Consider the following 16,377-nt stretch of genomic DNA (forward strand, 5'->3'; position numbering starts at 1 on the left):
CGACCCGAAGTCTCGCCGAGTCCGCAGGAGCAGCCGTGGAACTTCCCGCCTGGGAGCCCCGCCGGGTCGTCGCGATGGCCGCGGTCCTCCCCGAGGGCGTCACCCCGCCCGGCACCCGGGGCAAGATCCTCGAGGCGGGCCTGGAACTGTTCGCCGAGTCCGGCTTCGCCGGCGCCTCCATCCGGCAGATCGCGGGCATGGTCGGCATCAACTCCGCGACGCTGTACGCGCATTACCCGTCGAAGGGGCACGTCCTGGCCGAGCTGGTGCGCATCGGCCACGAGGAGATGCGGACCAGACTGACCGAGGCCGCCGCCGGCACCGCCGACGAGGGCGCCGTCCGGCAACTGGCCGCCCTGGTCCGCGCCCACGTCCTGCTCCACACCGACTATCCGCTGCTCGCCGTGGTCACCAACAGTGAACTGCACGCCCTCTCACCCGAACTGGCCGCACCCTCACGTCAGTTGCGCGACGAGTGCCGCCGCCTGCTCGCCGACGTACTCGAACGCGGCATCAAGAGCGGCGAGTTCGAGGTGGACGACCCGCTGCTCGCGGTCACCGCGATCGGGGGCCTCGGTGTGCAGGTCGCGCAGTGGTTCGGCCCCGCCCTCGGACGGACCCGCGAGCAGGTCGCCGACCAGTACGCGCGGTTCGCGCTGCGCATCGTGAACGCGGGCCACTGAGCCCCCCGATCCCGGGCCCGTCCCGGCCACGGGCCCTCGCCCGTACCTGCCCGCGCGCAATGCCCCCGCTCTGTGCGAAGGAGTGACCATGCGACCGGTCCTCGCGACCGCCCACGGCCTGGTCCGTGGTACCGCCGACCCGTCCGGGACCGCCAGTTTCAAGAACATTCCCTACGCCGCCGCTCCCACCGGGCCCCTGCGCTTCGCGCCCCCGCACCCGCCGGTCCCGTGGGACGGCATCCGTGACGCCGGCGCCTACGGGCCCACCGCCCCCCAGGCGCCGTACGCCCCGCCCATGGACCGCCTGCTCCCCGAAACGCTCATCCCGGGCGAGGACTTCCTCAACCTCAACGTCTGGACCCCGGACCCGGCCGGCCGTCTTCCCGTGCTGGTCTGGCTCCACGGCGGCGCCTTCACCAACGGCAGTGGATCCCTCACCGGCTACGACGGCACCGCGTTCGCCCGCGACGGCGTCGTCCTGGTGACCCTCAACTACCGGCTGGGCGCTGAGGGCTTCCTGCACCTCGGGCCCGGCGACACCGTACGGGCCAACCTCGGCCTGCTGGACCAGATCGCCGCGCTCGAGTGGGTCCGCGACAACATCACCTCCTTCGGCGGCGACCCCGATCGCGTCACCGTGGCCGGTCAGTCGGCCGGGGCCATGAGCATCGGTGCCCTACTGGCCATGCCCGCGGCCAAGGGCCTCTTTCGCCGCGCCGCCCTGCAGAGCGGCGCGGCCCACCACACGCTGTCGGCCGCGAGTGCCGTCCTGGTCGCCGCCCGCCTCGCCGCCATCCTCGGGGTGCCGCCCACCCGGCCGGACCTCGCCGCCGTACCCGTCGAGCGCCTGCTGGCCGCCCAGTCCCGGCTGCGCGGCGAGATCGCCGCCCGCCCCGACCCGGCCCTGTGGGGTGAGGCCGCCTTCAACCTCATGCCCTTCGAACCCGTCGTCGACCACGACACCCTCCCGCGCGCGCCGATGGACGCCATCGCCGAGGGCGGCGCGGCGGGTGTGGACGTCCTGGCCGGCTGGACCAGCGACGAGTTCCGGCTGTTCACGGCGCCGTCAGGACTCGACGGCCTGGTGACCGGCGACCTCCTGGAACGTACCGCCACCGGCTACGGCCTCCCCCCGGGCCGGGGCGTGGCCGCCTACCGCGCCGCGTTCCCGGGAGCGAGCCGGGGCGAACTGTTCGCGCAACTCGCCACCGACTGGTTCTACCGCGTCCCCGCGCTCCGCCTGGCAGAAGCGCAGGCGGCCCATGGTGCCCGCACCTTCGTCTACGAGTTCGCCTGGCCTTCGCCCGCCTTCGACGGTGCGCTGGGCGCATGTCACGCGCTCGACGTGCCCTTCGTCTTCGGCAACCTGGCCGACCCGGCCTTCGCGCCCCTCCTGGGTGACGCCCCGCCCCCGGCGCTCGCGGAGACGATGCACGCCGCCTGGGTGTCGTTCGCCACCACCGGCGACCCCGGCTGGCCCGCGTACCGTGCCCCGGGGCGGGCCGTCCGGTACTTCGCCGACGTTCCGATCACCGCTCCCGACCCGCGCACCGGCCTGCGGACCCTGTGGGACGGTCTGCGCTGACGCCCGGCGGGGAGCATGCGGTGGTGCCGGAGCGCAGGGTGGCCCGGGAACAGGGTGGCCCGCGAACAGGGTGGCCCGGAAAAACGGCGTGCGGTGCTCCGGGCGCCCGAGTTACCGTGACGGCATGTCCACGCCCCGGATTTCCTAGCTGATGACCCGCTTCCACGCCAGAAGTGTGTCCTCTTGCTTTTTCGGAGCGTTATCCAATGATCACCGTTCGTGATGCCGAGCTGCGCGCCGGCGCCCGTCTCCTGCTGTCCGGCATCTCCTTCACCGTCTCGCCGGGGGACCGGATCGGCCTCGTCGGCCGCAACGGCGCCGGCAAGACCACCCTGATGACAGCCCTCGCCGGACAGTCCCGCCCGGCCGCCGGCGCCATCACCCGCACCGGGCCGGTCGGCTTCCTGGCGCAGGACTCCCGCGCCGCCGACCCCGCCGTGACCGTCACCGACCGCATCCTCTCCGCCCGCGGACTCGACCGCGCACTGCGCGCTCTGCGCAAGGCCGAGGCCGCCCTGACCGACGCCGCCGGCACGTCGGCGCTGGAGCGGGCGATGCAGGCCTACGCCCGCGCGGAAGCCGCCTTCCAGGCCGGCGGCGGATACGCCGCCGAAGCCGAGGCGGCCCGCGTCGCGGCCGGACTCGGCCTGCCCGAACGGGTGATGGGCGAACCCGTCGGCGCTCTCTCCGGCGGACAGAAGCGCCGGGTCGAACTCGCCCGCATCCTGTTCGCCGGAACAGACCGGACCCTGCTGCTGGACGAACCGACCAACCACCTCGACGCCGACTCCCTGACCTGGCTGCGCACCTTCCTCCAGGCCCACCGCGGCGGACTGGTGGTGATCAGCCACGACACCGGCCTGCTCGCCGACCTCGTCAACCGTGTCTTCCACCTGGACGCCACCCGGGCGGCGATCGACATCCACAACACCGGCTGGACGACCTACCTGGGCCGGCGCGACGAGGAGCAGCGGCGCCGCACCCGTGAGCGGGCGAGCGCCGAACGCAAGGCGGCGGCCCTGCACGCGCAGGCGGACCGGATGAAGGCCCGTTCCGCCACCGCCACCATGGCCAGGAGCATGGCTCGGCGTGCCGACCGGATGCTGGCCGGCCTGGAGCCGCACCGGCGCACCGAGAAGACGGCGCGCATCCGGCTGCCCGAGCCCGCCCCGTGCGGGCGGACGCCACTCGGCGCCGTCGGTCTCGCCAAGGCCTACGGCGGTCACCGTGTCCTCGACGGCGTGGACCTGGCCGTCGACCGGGGCAGCAGGACGGTCGTGCTCGGCCTCAACGGCTCCGGCAAGACCACCCTGCTGCGCGTCCTCGCCGGCGCCGAACAGCCGGACGGCGGACGGGTGGTGCGCGGGCACGGGCTGCGTCTGGGCTACTTCGCGCAGGAGCACGACACGCTCGACACCGGGCGTACGGTGCTGCAGAACCTCGGCCTGGCCGCACCGCACCTGAGCCCGGGCGAGGCGCGGCACGTCCTCGGCGCGTTCCTGTTCACCGGTGACGACGCCGACAAGCCGGCCGCCGTGCTGTCCGGCGGGGAGAAGACCCGGCTGGCGCTGGCCGGACTGGTCCACTCCGGGGCGAACGTACTGCTGCTCGACGAACCGACCAACAACCTCGACCCGGCCAGCCGGGACGAGGTGCTGGCCGCGGTCGGCTCCTATCCCGGAGCGATCGTGATGGTCACGCACGACCAGGGCGCCATCGACGCCCTGCGCCCCGACCGGGCCCTGCTCCTGCCGGACGCCGCCGAGGACCTGTGGAACGAGGACTACCGCGACCTGGTGACCCTCGCCTGACGCGGGCCTGCCCGGGACGTGGTCGCTCTCGCCTGCCCCCGACCGGCCTGCCCCTGACCGGCCTGCCCCCGATCGGCCTGCCCCTGACCGGCCTGCCCCCGGCCGGGGGGTCCCGGCCGGGGCGTGCTGGGCCGGGGCGCCCGGTGTCGTGGCCGTGGTCAGAAGTGGGTGCCGCCGTCGACGCGGATCTCGGTGCCGGTGACGAACTTGCCGTCCTCGGAACCGAGCATCGCGACCACGGACGCCACGGTCTCGGGCCCGGCGAAACCCTGGCCGACCGCCGGGGAGAGCTTCGCGAACAGTGTCATGTCGGCATCGTCGGGCAGCCCCGGCCCGGTGCTCTGCCGGCTGGCGCCGCTGCCCTCGGTCATGCCGCTGGATATGGAGCCGGGCTGGACGGCGGTGAACCGGATGCCCCGCTTGGCGTACTCGGAGGCGAGGGCGTGGGTCATCGACTGGATGCCGCCCTTGCTCGCCGCGTACGCCGCCATGTAGGGGTGCGCGAACGCGGCGGACGTCGAGCTGAAGTTGACGACCGCCGCGTCACGGCCTGCCAGCAGGGCCGGTATCGCCTCGCGGATCACCAGGAAGGTGCCGACGAGGTTGACCTGCAGGATGCGCGTGAACTCGTCGAGGCTCGTCAGATGGGTGTGCGAGGAGCGCAGGATCCCGGCCGCGTTGACCAGCACGTCCAGGCCGCCGAGCGAGGCGGTCGCCGTGGTCACCCCGGCACGTACCGAGGACTCGTCGGCGACGTCCATGACGACCGTGGTCAGGCGGCCCTCGTACGCGCCCGCCTTCCGCACGGTGTCCTGCAGACCCCGGTCGCTCACGTCCGCGGCCACGACGCTGCCGCCCTCGGCGAGGATGCGCAGCACGGTGGCCTGGCCGATGCCGGAGCCGCCCCCGGTGATCAGCACGCGGCGGCCTTCGTAGCGGTTCATGTGTTCTCCTGCCCGGCCCGGCCGGCGAGTCGGCGGGGCCTGTGCGACGCCGGTCCTCTTGCCGGCCGGCGTCCCGATGGCCATCACGGTACGCCGTGATGGCACGTTTTGCCATTACGGCATTCCATGTCATGGCCGGTCCTCGAGCCGTACCCTTTCTTGGGTGAGCACCAAGCTGCCCTCCTCCTTGACCGAGCGCCGCAAGGCCGCCACCCAGCTCGAGATCGCCCACGCGGCGGCCGATCTGTTCGCCGCGCAGGGGCCGGACGCCACGACGGCCGAGGAGATCGCCCGGCACGCGGGCGTGGCACTGCGGACCTTCTACCGCTACTTCCGCTCGAAGCAGGACGCGGTCAGTCCGCTGCTGGCAGCCGGCGCCGACCGCTGGCGGGCGCTCCTGGAGGCCGCGCAGCCGGGCGCCGGACTGCTTCCGGCACTGGAGTCGGCGGTGGAGCGGTCCCTGGCGGCACCGGACGAGGAAGCCGCCCGGGCCCTGCTGCGCACGCGCGGGCTGCTGCGGGCGGCGGCCGGAGACCCCGCGCTGCGTGCGGTCTGGTACCGCGTGAACCAGGAGTCCGAGGAGCGGCTCGTCCCGGTCGTCGCCCGGCTCGCCGACGGGAGACTCGGGGCCCTGCAGGTGCGCCTGGTCGCGGCGGCGGCCACCGACGCGATCCGCATTGCGCTGGAGACGTGGGCCGGCACCGAGGCCGGCGTCACGGGGGAGTCCTCCCCGGCCGCACTCGCGCTCCGGTGCCTGCGCCAACTGCTGGGCGGGGTGCTTGCGTCGAGGCCGGCGGGAGACGGCGAGTCCTAGCCTCCGGCGGCGGCCGTGGGCATGAGCGCCGGTGACAAGGGCGAGGGCGCCGGCGGCGGCCGTCACCTGGACCGCCTGTCCGGCGCCGGCGTCCGGCCTGCCCGCGGCCGATTGTCAGTGGGTCCCCTTACGGTGAGGAGCAGTTGAGGACCGGCGGGAACGACTGCGGGTCCGTCCTGGGGAGGGGTGTGCCATGTCCACGGCGTCCGCGGTGTCGACGACGTATCTGGAGCTGTCGCAGGAGGGCGACGGCGCCCACAAGTTCTACGAAGTGACCGTCGACGGCGTGGTGGTGACGGTGCGCTACGGCCGGATCGGTGCCGTCGGGCAGACTCAGACCTCGGCGTTCCCGACCGTGGAGAAGGCACGGGCCGCCGCCGCGAAGAAGGTGGGGGAGAAGGTCCGCAAGGGATACGCCCCCGCCGTCCCCGGGCAGCGTGCCCCCCGTGCGGTGACCCGGCGTCAGGTCAGCTCGGCCCCCTCCACGGCGCGGGCCGTCGCACCCGTGCTGTGGCGGTTTCGCACCGGCTCGGCGGCGTTCGGCATCCATGTCGACGACGAGCGCTGCTGGGTGGGCAACCAGGCGGGCGACGTCTACACCCTGGACCACGAGGGCGGTGTGCTGGCCCGGTTCAGCCTCCCGGACGGGGTGAAGTGCCTGGTCGCCGACGACTTCTGGATCTACGCCGGCTGCGACGACGGGAAGGTGTACGACCTCTCCTCGAAACTGCCTTTCGCCGCCTACGACATCGCGGCCGACGTCGACATCTTCTGGCTGGACATCCACGAGGGCATCCTGGACGTCTCGGACCGTGACGGCCGGCTCACCGTCATCGACCACGAGGACGAACACCAGTGGTCCCGGCGCAGCCAGGGCGAGCACGCGTGGATGGTCCGGGCCGACGACCGGGCCGTCTACCACGGCCATCACCAGGGTGTCACCGCCTACGCACCCGACGGGGGAGGCGAGCTGTGGCACACCCGCACCCGGGGCGGCGTGCTGTTCGGCTGGCAGGAGCAGCACGCCGTCTACGCGGGCACCGCGCACCGCGTGGTGCAGCGGCTGTCGAAGGCCACCGGCGCGATAGAGGCGACGTACGCGTGCGACAGCAGCGTGTACTCGTGCGCCACCTCTCCCGGCGGCCGGTTCGTGTTCGCCGGCGACGCGGCCTCGTCCGTCTACTGTTTCGACCAGAACGGCACGCGCCTGTGGAAGCTCGGCACCGGCAGCGGTTCGGCGCTGTCGATGCAGTACCGCGACGAGCGGCTGTACCTGGTCACCACCGACGGCTCACTGGTGTGCGTGGACGCGAGCGAAGCGGCCATCTCCGCGGCCCAGCAGGGCACGGTGCCCGTGGTGCGGGACGTGAAGCTTGCCGCCGCCCTGCCGACCTACGCCCCCGCGACAGCCGTCGCCGCGGTGGCCACGGTCGACAGGGCGCCGACCGGCGCGGTGGTGGTCGAGTGCGTCCAGGAGGCCGGCCGGCTACGGGTGCACGTGCTCTCCGAGGGCTACGACGCCTCCTGGAACGTCCAGTTCCCCCGCGCGATACGGGAGGCGGGCGCCCGGTACGTCGTGGACGCCCTGCACCCGGCGGCGGGCGGCTTCTACCGGGTCCGGGGCGACATCCGCCGCCTGCTCTGACACCACCTCACCCGCAGAAACCGACCACACGACAACCAACCGCCCACTCCCCGACACCCCCCTGCCGGTCCGGCTCCACCCGGTACAGCCGGGCTTGCGAGGCGTCCGCCCAGCGATGTGCAACCTGCGCCGATTGCGCACCGCAGCATCCCGCGGTGGTACGCCTCCCGCACGACCCGACGCCGTGCACACGCCGCACGGCCGTCAGATGCGAGGTGCTGCCGCCACCGGCGTACACCACGTCCTGCACGGCGCCCCGCCCCTCCGCGGCGTCAGGAAGTCGTGGTTGTCGGGTGCGGGAGGATTTCGCGGGCGGTGGGGAGGACCTCGGCGCGGTCCTTCGGCACCAGGCCGATGCGGGTGCGACGGTCCAGGAGGTCCGACTCGTCCAGGGCGCCCTCGTGCCGGACCGCCCAGAGGAGTTCGGCCCGGGTGACCGGGTGGCCGGGCAGCACCGGCTGCGCCAGGGCCGGGTCCTGGGCGGCGAGGGCGTGGACAGCCGCGGCCTCGGTGCCGTAGCGGCGGACCAGGCGGCGGGGCGCGGGCAGCGCGCGGAGGCGTTCGGGGGCGGCGGCGCCCACCAGCGGCAGCGCGGCGGTGGGGGAGGGGCCCACGCGCAGGCCCCGGGCGGCTGCCGCCGCGTCCACGGCGTCCTGGGCCATCCGCCGGTAGGTGGTGAGCTTGCCGCCGACCACGGTGGTGACACCGTCGGGCGAGGTCAGCACCGCGTGCCGGCGTGAGATGTCGGAGGTGCGGGCCGGTTCGCCGTCGGTGCCGTCGTGCCCGGACGTGTCCAGCAGGGGGCGCAGCCCCGCGAAGGCGCCGACGACTTCGTCCCGGGCCACGGGCGTGTCCAGGACCGAACCGAGCACGTCCAGGAGGAAGCCGATGTCGGTCTCGGGGACCTCCGGCACGTCCGGGATCCCGCCGTCGACCGGCTCGTCGGTGAGACCGACGTAGACCCGGCCGTCGCCCTGGGGCAGGACCAGCACGAACCGGTTGGTCTCGCCGGGGATGGGGATGTGCAGTCCGGCCGGCAGGGTGCCGAGCCGCTCCGAGCGCAGCACCAGGTGGGTGCCGCGGGACGGACGGATCCGGATGCCGTCGGCGAGGGTGCCCGCCCACACACCGGTGGCGTTGATCACGGCACGGGCCCTGATCTCCCCCTCCTCGCCGGTGAGTTCGTCCCGGATCCGGGCGCCCGTGCCGGTGAGTTCCAGCACCCGCACCCGGGTCAGTACCCGGGCGCCGTGCCCGGCGGCCGTCCGGGCCAGGGCGGTCACCAGGCGGGCGTCGTCGGTCACCTTGCCGTCCCAGGACAGCAGCCCGCCGCGCAGTCCGGCCGTGCGGACCGCGGGCGCCAGGTGCCGGGCCTCGGTCCCGGACAGCCGGCGCGGGGCCGGCAGCACCTGCCGCGGTGTCCGGGCGGCCAGCCGCAACACGTCCCCGGCCCGGAAGCCCGCCCACGCCAGCGAGGCCTGGGCCCTGGACACCAGCGGGGTCAGCGGCAGCACGAACGGCTGGGCCGCGACCAGGTGCGGGGCCGTACGGGTCATCAGGACGCCGCGTTCGACCGCGCTCTCGTGGGCGACGTCGAACTGCGCGGACGCCAGGTAGCGCAAGCCTCCGTGGATGAGCTTCGAACTCCAGCGGGAGGTGCCGAAGGCCAGGTCGTGGGCGTCGACCGCGACGACGTCCAGTCCGCGGGCCGCCGCGTCCAGTGCGGCCCCGGCACCCGTGGCGCCGAGCCCGACGACCAGGACGTCGGCCACCCGGCCGTCCGCGGCCTCGGCCAGTTCCCGGCTCCGCCGGTGTGCGCTGAGGGACGAGCCGGGGGCGGCCTCGGTGTGGCTCATGGCGTCAGGGTCCTCTCCAGAAGGGTGCGCAGTTCACCGAGGAACGCGGCGGAGTCCAGCTCCGGATCGTCCTCGTCGGTCATGGTGCGCAGGGACAGCGTGAAGGACTGCACGGTCAACAGCAGGGCGCGGGCCTGCCGTTCGGTGTGGCCGGGGCGTACGGAGCCGTCCGCGTGGCCCTCGCGCAGGGCACCGGCCAGCAGCGCCAGCAGTGCCTCCTGGCTCGCGCCGCGCCGGTCGAGCACGTACGGGAGGAGCAGTTCCGGATCGACGTCGACGATCTTGTGAAAGAGGGGGTGGGCCCGGAAGGCCTCGACGCCGGCCACCATTCCGTCCACGATCCGGGTACGTGTGCTGATGCCGGCGGTGGGCTCCGGTATGGCCCGGGTGGCCAGGGCGATCCACTCCCGGGTCATCAGGTCGCCCACCAGGGTGCGCAGGTCCGGCCAGCGCCGGTACAGCGTCATCCGGGAGACGCCGGCGCGGCGGGCCACGTCGGCCAGGGTGGTGCGGCGCACGCCGACGGCCAGTACGCAGTCGCGCACCGCGTCGAGCACGTGATCGTTGTCCGAACCGTTGTGACGAATAGGCGTCATGTGTCACAGTGTAACGCCCCGAGGCCCGGACGGAAGGATCCTGGTCCCGGAAGACGGCAGCCGAGCCGCGTGAACCGAGCACACCGACCTGTGAGGACGACCGTTCAATGGACATGCTGTGGAACGGCTGGGGCGACCCGGCCAAGGCGGCACCGCTGCCCGACACGGTGACCGGCCTGCTGCGCGACCTGCTCGGCGTCAAGCCGCGCACCACGCCTGCGCTCGCCCTCGAGGACGTCCGCCTGCCCGCCCCCACGGCCGGCTCCGCCGCCCTGAAGGCCCTCGCCGAGGCCGTCGGCGGCGACGAGCACGTCCGTACGGACGCCGAGAGCCGCATCCGCCACACCCGCGGCAAGTCCACGCCCGACCTGCTGCGCATCCGCACCGGCGACTTCGCCGACGTCCCACAGGCCGTCGTCCTGCCCGCCGGCCACGACGAGGTCCTCGCCGTCCTGCGTGCCTGCGCCGTGCACAGCCTGGCCGTCGTGCCCTTCGGCGGCGGCACCTCGGTGGTCGGCGGGCTCGCCCCGCAGCGCACCGCCTTCATAGCCCTTGACCTGCGCCGCATGAACGGCCTGCTGGAGCTGGACCCCGTCTCCCGCACCGCGGTCCTCCAGCCCGGCCTGCGGGCCCCCGAGGCCGAAGCCCTCCTCGCCGACCGGGGCTTCACACTCGGGCACTTCCCGCAGTCCTTCGAGTGGGCCACCATCGGCGGCTTCGCCGCCGCCCGCTCCAGCGGCCAGGCCTCCGCCGGCTACGGCCGCTTCGACGAGATGGTGCTCGGGCTGACCGTCGCCACCCCCGAGGGCACCCTCGAGACCGGCCGCGCCCCGCGCTCCGCCGCCGGACCCGACCTGCGCCAGCTCGTCCTCGGCTCCGAGGGCGCCTTCGGCGTCATCACCTCCGTCACCGTACGGATCCGCCCCCTGCCCGAGGTCCGGGTGTACGAGGGCTGGCGGTTCGACTCCTTCGAACAGGGTGCCGCCGCCCTGCGCCGGCTCGCCCAGGACGGCCCCAGGCCGACCGTACTGCGCCTGTCCGACGAGACCGAGACGCTCATCGGCCTCGCCCAGCCCGACGCGATCGGCGCCGACCCGGCCCAGGGCGGCGCGGGATGCCTGGCGATCACCGGCTACGAGGGGACGCCCGAGGACACCGCGCACCGCCGCGAGCAGGCGGCGAGCGTCCTCACGGCCTGCGGCGGCACCCTCGTCGGCGCCGAACCCGGTGAACGCTGGGCCCACGGCCGCTACTCCGCGCCGTACCTGCGCGACGCCCTGCTCGACGTGGGCGCCTTCGCCGAGACGCTGGAGACCGCGGCCTTCTGGTCCCGCATCCCCGACCTCTACACGGCCGTGCGCACCGCCCTCACCGACACCCTCACCGAGGCCGGCACCCCGCCCCTGGTGATGTGCCACATCTCCCACGTGTACGAGAACGGCGCCTCGCTGTACTTCACCGTCGTCAGCGCCCAGGGCGACGACCCGGTGGCCCACTGGACGCCGGCCAAGCACGCCGCCAACGAAGCCGTGCTGGCCGCCGGCGGCACCATCTCCCACCACCACGGGGTCGGCACCGACCACCGCGACTGGTACGTCCGCGAAGCCGGCCCGCTCGGCATCTCCGCCCTGCGCGCCGTCAAGCGCCGCCTGGACCCGCAGGGGCTCCTCAACCCCGGCGTCCTGCTGCCCACCGACTGACCCCGACCGAACCGACCGCCTGCCTCGGAGGCACACCGATGCGCCAGTTCACCGCCGTCGTCAACCCCACCGCGGGCGGCTCCACCGGGGCGGCGACCCTGCTCCACCTGGCCCGGCTGCTGCGCGCAGCCGGCGCCGAGCTGGAGACCGAGTACAGCCACAGCCTCGTCCACGCCCAGGACATCGCCCGCAGCGCCGGCGAGCGCGGCCGGATCGTCCTGGCCGTGGGCGGCGACGGCATCGCCGGCGGGATCGGCGGCGCGCTCAGCGGCACCGGAACCGTCCTCGGCCTCGTACCCGCCGGACGCGGCAACGACTTCGCCCGCGCGCTGCACCTGCCCGCCGACCCGGAGGCCCTCGCGGACATCCTGCTGCACGCCGAGCCCCGGCCGGTGGACACCATCGAGGTGGAGTCGGCCGTCCACCCGCGGACCGTGGTGCTGGGCAGCGTGTACGCCGGGGTCGACGCCGTGGCCAACAAGCACGCCAACAACGCCCGGTTGCTGCGCGGCGCCGCCTCCTACTACGCCGGCGGCCTGCGCGCGGTCACCACGTGGCGGGCGGCCGACTACCGCGTCACCGTCGACGGTGAGGAGCACGCCCACCGCGGGTACACGGTCGTCGCCGCCAACTCCCCGTACTACGGCTCCGGTCGCCTCATCGCGCCCGGCGCGCAGGTCGACGACGGACTGCTGGACGTCGTGATGATCCGCGAGGCCCCGCGTCACCTCTTCTTCGCCCTCATGAACGAACTCAGGACCGGCGCCCACGTCCGGCGGCCCGAAGTGCGCGTCCTGCGCGGCAAGGAACTCCGCATCGAGGCCGACCGGCCCGTGCCCTACGGCGCCGACGGCGAGGTGGAGGCCACCCTGCCGGTCACCCTGCGGGTACGCCCGGGGGACCTGCCGGTGCTGTACTGACCGCCGGCACTGCCCCGGGGGCCGAATGCTCGGCCAGACACGGCCAGACACGGCGAGACACGGCGCAGGCGCGGTCGGCGCGGTCCGGCTCGCGGGCACACCGGTCGGGTGACCGGCCGCACCGGTCGTACGACCTGCCGAATCGGCCGGTGCGCGCCATGCTGGTGCGAGAGACCCCCAGGAGGCAGACGCCGTGTCCGAGCCGCAGCCCGTCGTCGTCCCGCCGGCCAGGGCCGCCGTCTTCCTGGTCGCCACGCTCGCACCCGGCGGCGAGGACACGGTGCGGGACCTGCTGGAGGACGTCTCCGGACTGCGCCGCTCGGTCGGCTTCCGGGACCCCGCAGAGGAGCTGAGCTGCGTCGTCGGCATCGGATCGGCGGCCTGGGACCGGCTGTTCAGCGGGCCCAGACCACGCGACCTGCACCCCTTCGTGGAACTTGCCGGTCCCCGCCACCGGGCCCCGGGCACCCCCGGCGACCTCCTCTTCCACATCCGCGCCCATCGCATGGATCTCTGCTTCGAACTGGCCCGATTGCTGGGAGAACGGCTCGCCGGAGCGGCCACCGTCGTCGACGAAGTACATGGTTTCAAATTCTTCGACGAACGCGATCTGCTCGGCTTCGTGGACGGCAGCGAAAACCCGGAAGGACAGTTGGCGGCCGACGCGGTGTTCATAGGGGACGAGGACCCCCAATTCGCCGGGGGAAGCTACGTGATCGTGCAGAAGTACCTGCACGACATGACCGCCTGGAACGCACTGACACCCCAGGAGCAGGAAAAGGTCATCGGGCGCTCCAAGCTGAGCAATGTCGAGCTGCCCGACGACGCCAAGCCCGAGGATTCCCATGTCGCGCTCAACGTCATCACGGACGAGAACGGCGACGAGCGCAAGATAGTACGGGAGAACATGCCGTTCGGGAGGGTCGGCGCAGGCGAATTCGGTACGTACTTCATCGGTTACGCCCGCACTCCCGACGTGACCGAGGAAATGCTCAGGAACATGTTCCTCGGTCGGCGCCCCGGACAGCACGACCGGATTCTCGACTTCTCGGTCCCGGTCACGGGCTGCCTTTTCCACGTGCCCACCCTGTCCTTTCTCGAGGATCTCCCGCCCGCTCCGTCCGCTTGCGGTGCCGTGCGGGCGGAGGTTCAGTGATTACTGGCCCCGCCGACTGCTGATCCCTCGCGCGCCAGGAGCTGTCATGTCGATGTCGTTCGGTGCACCGTTCGGTTCGTCGGATCCGTTCAGTGAGCTGCTCAATCATTTCTTCGGAATGTCGCCGGCGTCGTCACCACCCGCGGTGCAGCGTGTTCCCATCGGACGGCTGCTGACGGAATCGTCGCGGCAGCTGCTGAACCTGGCCGCGCAGCGGGCCGCCGAGGACGGCACCTCCGACCTCGACACCGAGCACCTGCTCTGGGCGGCCACGCAGGTAGACCCCTCCCGCCGGCTCCTCGCGCAGGTCGGCATGAACCCCGACATGCTCGCGGCCGAGCTGGCCAAGATCCTGCCCCGCGAGTCCGGCGAGCCCTCCGCCCAACCGGGTCTCACGCCGGCGGCCAAGCGCACACTCCGCGCCGCCTACGCCCGGTCGCAGGCGGCCGGTGTGTCCTACATCGGCCCCGAGCACATCCTGACCGCCTTGATCGGCGACACCGACTCGGGTGCCGCACGGGTGCTGCGGGCCGAGGGGCTGGACACCCAGCGCGTCACGGGCCTCACCGAACAGGCGGCTCCACGCCCCGACGGCGCCCCCGCCGAGCGCAGCAAGCAGCCCGCCACGACCCTCGACGAATTCGGCCGCGACCTGACCGAGGAGGCGAAGGCCGGAAAGCTCGACCCGGTGGTGGGGCGGGCCGAGGAGATCGAGCAGACCGTCGAGATCCTCTCGCGGCGTTCCAAGAACAACCCCGTGCTGATCGGTGAACCAGGCGTCGGCAAGACCGCCATCGTGGAGGGCCTCGCCCAGCGCATCGTGGCCGGCGAGGTCCCCGACACCCTGAAGGACAAGCGGGTCGTCGCGCTGGACCTGTCCGGCATGGTGGCGGGCGCGCAGTACCGGGGACAGTTCGAGGAGCGGCTGAAGAAGGTCATCGAGGACGTCCAGGCAGCCGGCGGCGACATCATCCTGTTCATCGACGAGCTGCACACGGTCGTCGGCGCCGGCGCGACCGGCGAGGGCTCCATGGACGCGGGCAACATGCTCAAGCCCGCGCTCGCACGCGGCGAACTCCACGTCGTGGGCGCCACGACCATCGACGAGTACCGCAAGTACGTGGAGAAGGACGCCGCCCTGGAGCGCCGGTTCCAGCCCGTGATGGTCCCGGAACCCACTGTCGAGGAGACGGTGCAGATCCTCGAAGGGCTGCGCGACTCCTACGAGGCCCACCACCAGGTCCGCTTCGACGACGAGGCGCTGGCCGCCGCCGCCGAACTCTCCGACCGCTACATCACCGACCGGTACCTGCCCGACAAGGCGATCGACGTGATGGACCACGCCGGTGCCCGGGTACGGCTGCGCAGCGCGGGCCGCTCCACCGAGGTCGTCAGCCGCGAGGACCGCATCGCCAAGCTGCGCCGGGAACTCGAACAGGCCGTCTCCGCCGAGGACTTCGAGAAGGCCTCGGAGCTGAAGCGGGAGGTCGCCGAGGCAGAGGGCGAACTCGCCGGCATCGAGGAGCGCCGTGAGGGCATCGTCTCGGTCACGGCGTCCGACATCGCCGATGTCGTCTCCCGGCGTACCGGCATCCCGGTCTCGCAGCTCACCGCCAGCGAGAAGGAGAAGCTGCTGCGGCTCGAGGAGGACATGCACGCCCGGATCGTCGGCCAGGACGAGGCGGTCACCGCGGTCTCCCGGGCCGTACGCCGCAACCGCGCCGGCATGGGCGACCCCAACCGTCCCGTGGGATCCTTCCTCTTCCTCGGCCCCACCGGCGTCGGAAAGACCGAACTCGCCAAGACGCTCGCCGCTCTGCTGTTCGGCGAAGAGGACCGCATGATCCGCTTCGACATGAGCGAGTTCCAGGAGAAGCACACCGTCGCCCGGCTGGTCGGCGCCCCTCCCGGCTACGTCGGCTACGAGGAAGCGGGCCAGCTCACCGAGAAGGTCCGCCGCCGGCCCTACAGCGTGGTGCTGTTCGACGAGGTGGAGAAGGCCCACCCCGACGTCTTCAACACGCTGCTGCAGATCCTGGACGACGGCCGGCTGACCGATGCCCAGGGCCGTACGGTCGACTTCCGGCACTGCGTCGTCATCATGACGTCGAACATCGGCGCGCACCGCATCCTGGACCACAAGGGCGACGTCTCGGAACTCAAGGACGAGCTGATGGAGGACCTGCGGGGCCGGTTCCTGCCGGAGTTCCTCAACCGCATCGACGACATCATCATCTTCCACGGCCTCACCGAGGACGACCTGGGGGAGATCGTGGACCACCTGCTGGACCGCAGCAGGCACCGGGTGCACGCGCAGGGCATGGGTCTGGAGGTCACGGACGCCGCCAAGAAGCTGCTCATCGCCCACGGCCACCAGCCGGAGTTCGGTGCCCGGCCGCTGCGCCGGACGATCCAGGCCGAACTCGACAACCGCGTCGCCGACCTGCTGCTCGGCGGCGAGGCGGGGCCCGGGGACACCATCGTGGTCGACGTGGTGAAGGACTCCCTGCACTTCTCGGTGCGCAAGAGCGACCCGGGAACACTCGCAGGCTCCGGCGACGCGCAGCCGACGGGGCAGCGGTAGCGGTTGCGGTCGGTGCGGCAGCGGACCGGGCCGCGCAGCCGCGGCCGTCTTTCCGGCGCCGCCGCCGCGCTCCGCTGCCGTCA

Annotated in this window: 12 protein-coding genes; 9 read left to right on the plus strand and 3 right to left on the minus strand. The window is 73.0% G+C overall.

Annotated features, from left to right (window positions below; genetic code table 11):
* The first annotated feature begins 35 nt into the window (after positions 1 to 35).
* The 3 genes from JK359_RS34070 to JK359_RS34080 all read left to right on the plus strand — a co-directional run bounded on the left by JK359_RS34070 (position 36) and on the right by JK359_RS34080 (position 4,079).
* Positions 36 to 683 (plus strand): TetR/AcrR family transcriptional regulator, encoded by a 648-nt coding sequence (locus tag JK359_RS34070; protein ID WP_201843486.1) that lies wholly within the window; start codon positions 36 to 38, stop codon positions 681 to 683.
* A gap of 88 nt (positions 684 to 771) precedes the next feature.
* The gene (locus tag JK359_RS34075) at positions 772 to 2,268 is read left to right on the plus strand and encodes a carboxylesterase/lipase family protein (RefSeq protein WP_201843487.1); all 1,497 of its coding nucleotides are present in this window, start codon (positions 772 to 774) and stop codon (positions 2,266 to 2,268) included.
* A gap of 206 nt (positions 2,269 to 2,474) precedes the next feature.
* On the plus strand, positions 2,475 to 4,079 hold the full coding sequence (locus JK359_RS34080) for an ABC-F family ATP-binding cassette domain-containing protein (RefSeq protein WP_201843488.1): 1,605 nt from the start codon (positions 2,475 to 2,477) through the stop codon (positions 4,077 to 4,079).
* A 158-nt stretch (positions 4,080 to 4,237) separates the two neighbouring features.
* On the opposite strand, the gene JK359_RS34085 is transcribed toward JK359_RS34080, so the two are convergent.
* The gene (locus JK359_RS34085) at positions 4,238 to 5,023 is read right to left on the minus strand and encodes an SDR family NAD(P)-dependent oxidoreductase (protein ID WP_201843489.1); all 786 of its coding nucleotides are present in this window, start codon (positions 5,021 to 5,023) and stop codon (positions 4,238 to 4,240) included.
* Positions 5,024 to 5,186: 163 nt separating this feature from the next.
* Between JK359_RS34085 and JK359_RS34090 the strand changes: the two genes are divergently transcribed.
* Positions 5,187 to 5,837 carry a TetR family transcriptional regulator gene (locus tag JK359_RS34090; RefSeq protein WP_307788407.1) on the plus strand — a complete coding sequence of 217 codons (651 nt, stop codon included), beginning with the start codon at positions 5,187 to 5,189 and terminating at the stop codon, positions 5,835 to 5,837.
* Positions 5,838 to 6,030: 193 nt separating this feature from the next.
* Entirely contained in the window at positions 6,031 to 7,482 is a 1,452-nt protein-coding gene (locus JK359_RS34095) for a WGR domain-containing protein (protein ID WP_201843491.1), read from the plus strand.
* Positions 7,483 to 7,754: 272 nt separating this feature from the next.
* Here JK359_RS34095 and JK359_RS34100 read toward each other — a convergent pair whose 3' ends face one another.
* Positions 7,755 to 9,338 (minus strand): glycerol-3-phosphate dehydrogenase/oxidase, encoded by a 1,584-nt coding sequence (locus JK359_RS34100; RefSeq protein ID WP_201843492.1) that lies wholly within the window; start codon positions 9,336 to 9,338, stop codon positions 7,755 to 7,757.
* Positions 9,335 to 9,934 carry a TetR/AcrR family transcriptional regulator gene (locus JK359_RS34105; protein ID WP_201843493.1) on the minus strand — a complete coding sequence of 200 codons (600 nt, stop codon included), beginning with the start codon at positions 9,932 to 9,934 and terminating at the stop codon, positions 9,335 to 9,337. The genes JK359_RS34100 and JK359_RS34105 overlap by 4 nt, the downstream gene beginning before the upstream one ends.
* Before the next feature lie 107 nt (positions 9,935 to 10,041).
* Between JK359_RS34105 and JK359_RS34110 the strand changes: the two genes are divergently transcribed.
* The 4 genes from JK359_RS34110 to JK359_RS34125 all read left to right on the plus strand — a co-directional run bounded on the left by JK359_RS34110 (position 10,042) and on the right by JK359_RS34125 (position 16,294).
* On the plus strand, positions 10,042 to 11,634 hold the full coding sequence (locus JK359_RS34110) for an FAD-binding oxidoreductase (protein WP_201843494.1): 1,593 nt from the start codon (positions 10,042 to 10,044) through the stop codon (positions 11,632 to 11,634).
* A 38-nt stretch (positions 11,635 to 11,672) separates the two neighbouring features.
* Positions 11,673 to 12,554, plus strand: a complete 882-nt coding sequence (locus JK359_RS34115) for a YegS/Rv2252/BmrU family lipid kinase (RefSeq protein ID WP_201843495.1) — start codon at positions 11,673 to 11,675, stop codon at positions 12,552 to 12,554.
* Positions 12,555 to 12,747: 193 nt separating this feature from the next.
* Complete coding sequence (locus JK359_RS34120; RefSeq protein WP_201843496.1) at positions 12,748 to 13,710, plus strand: Dyp-type peroxidase; 963 nt, start codon at positions 12,748 to 12,750, stop codon at positions 13,708 to 13,710.
* 46 nt (positions 13,711 to 13,756) lie between these two features.
* Complete coding sequence (locus JK359_RS34125; protein WP_201843497.1) at positions 13,757 to 16,294, plus strand: ATP-dependent Clp protease ATP-binding subunit; 2,538 nt, start codon at positions 13,757 to 13,759, stop codon at positions 16,292 to 16,294.
* Positions 16,295 to 16,377: the final 83 nt, after the last annotated feature.

It is taken from the genome of Streptomyces actinomycinicus (assembly GCF_016741775.1).
Taxonomy (GTDB): domain Bacteria; phylum Actinomycetota; class Actinomycetes; order Streptomycetales; family Streptomycetaceae; genus Streptomyces; species Streptomyces actinomycinicus.

Bases quoted from the DNA above. Each gene is read 5' to 3' on its own strand.
- JK359_RS34095 (WP_201843491.1), top strand. From the start codon at position 6,031: ATGTCCACGGCGTCCGCGGTGTCGACGACGTATCTGGAGCTGTCGCAG.
- JK359_RS34075 (WP_201843487.1), top strand. From the start codon at position 772: ATGCGACCGGTCCTCGCGACCGCCCACGGCCTGGTCCGTGGTACCGCC.
- JK359_RS34085 (WP_201843489.1), bottom strand. From the start codon at position 5,023: ATGAACCGCTACGAAGGCCGCCGCGTGCTGATCACCGGGGGCGGCTCC.
- JK359_RS34125 (WP_201843497.1), top strand. From the start codon at position 13,757: ATGTCGATGTCGTTCGGTGCACCGTTCGGTTCGTCGGATCCGTTCAGT.
- JK359_RS34105 (WP_201843493.1), bottom strand. From the start codon at position 9,934: ATGACGCCTATTCGTCACAACGGTTCGGACAACGATCACGTGCTCGAC.
- JK359_RS34080 (WP_201843488.1), top strand. From the start codon at position 2,475: ATGATCACCGTTCGTGATGCCGAGCTGCGCGCCGGCGCCCGTCTCCTG.
- JK359_RS34115 (WP_201843495.1), top strand. From the start codon at position 11,673: ATGCGCCAGTTCACCGCCGTCGTCAACCCCACCGCGGGCGGCTCCACC.
- JK359_RS34110 (WP_201843494.1), top strand. From the start codon at position 10,042: ATGGACATGCTGTGGAACGGCTGGGGCGACCCGGCCAAGGCGGCACCG.
- JK359_RS34100 (WP_201843492.1), bottom strand. From the start codon at position 9,338: ATGAGCCACACCGAGGCCGCCCCCGGCTCGTCCCTCAGCGCACACCGG.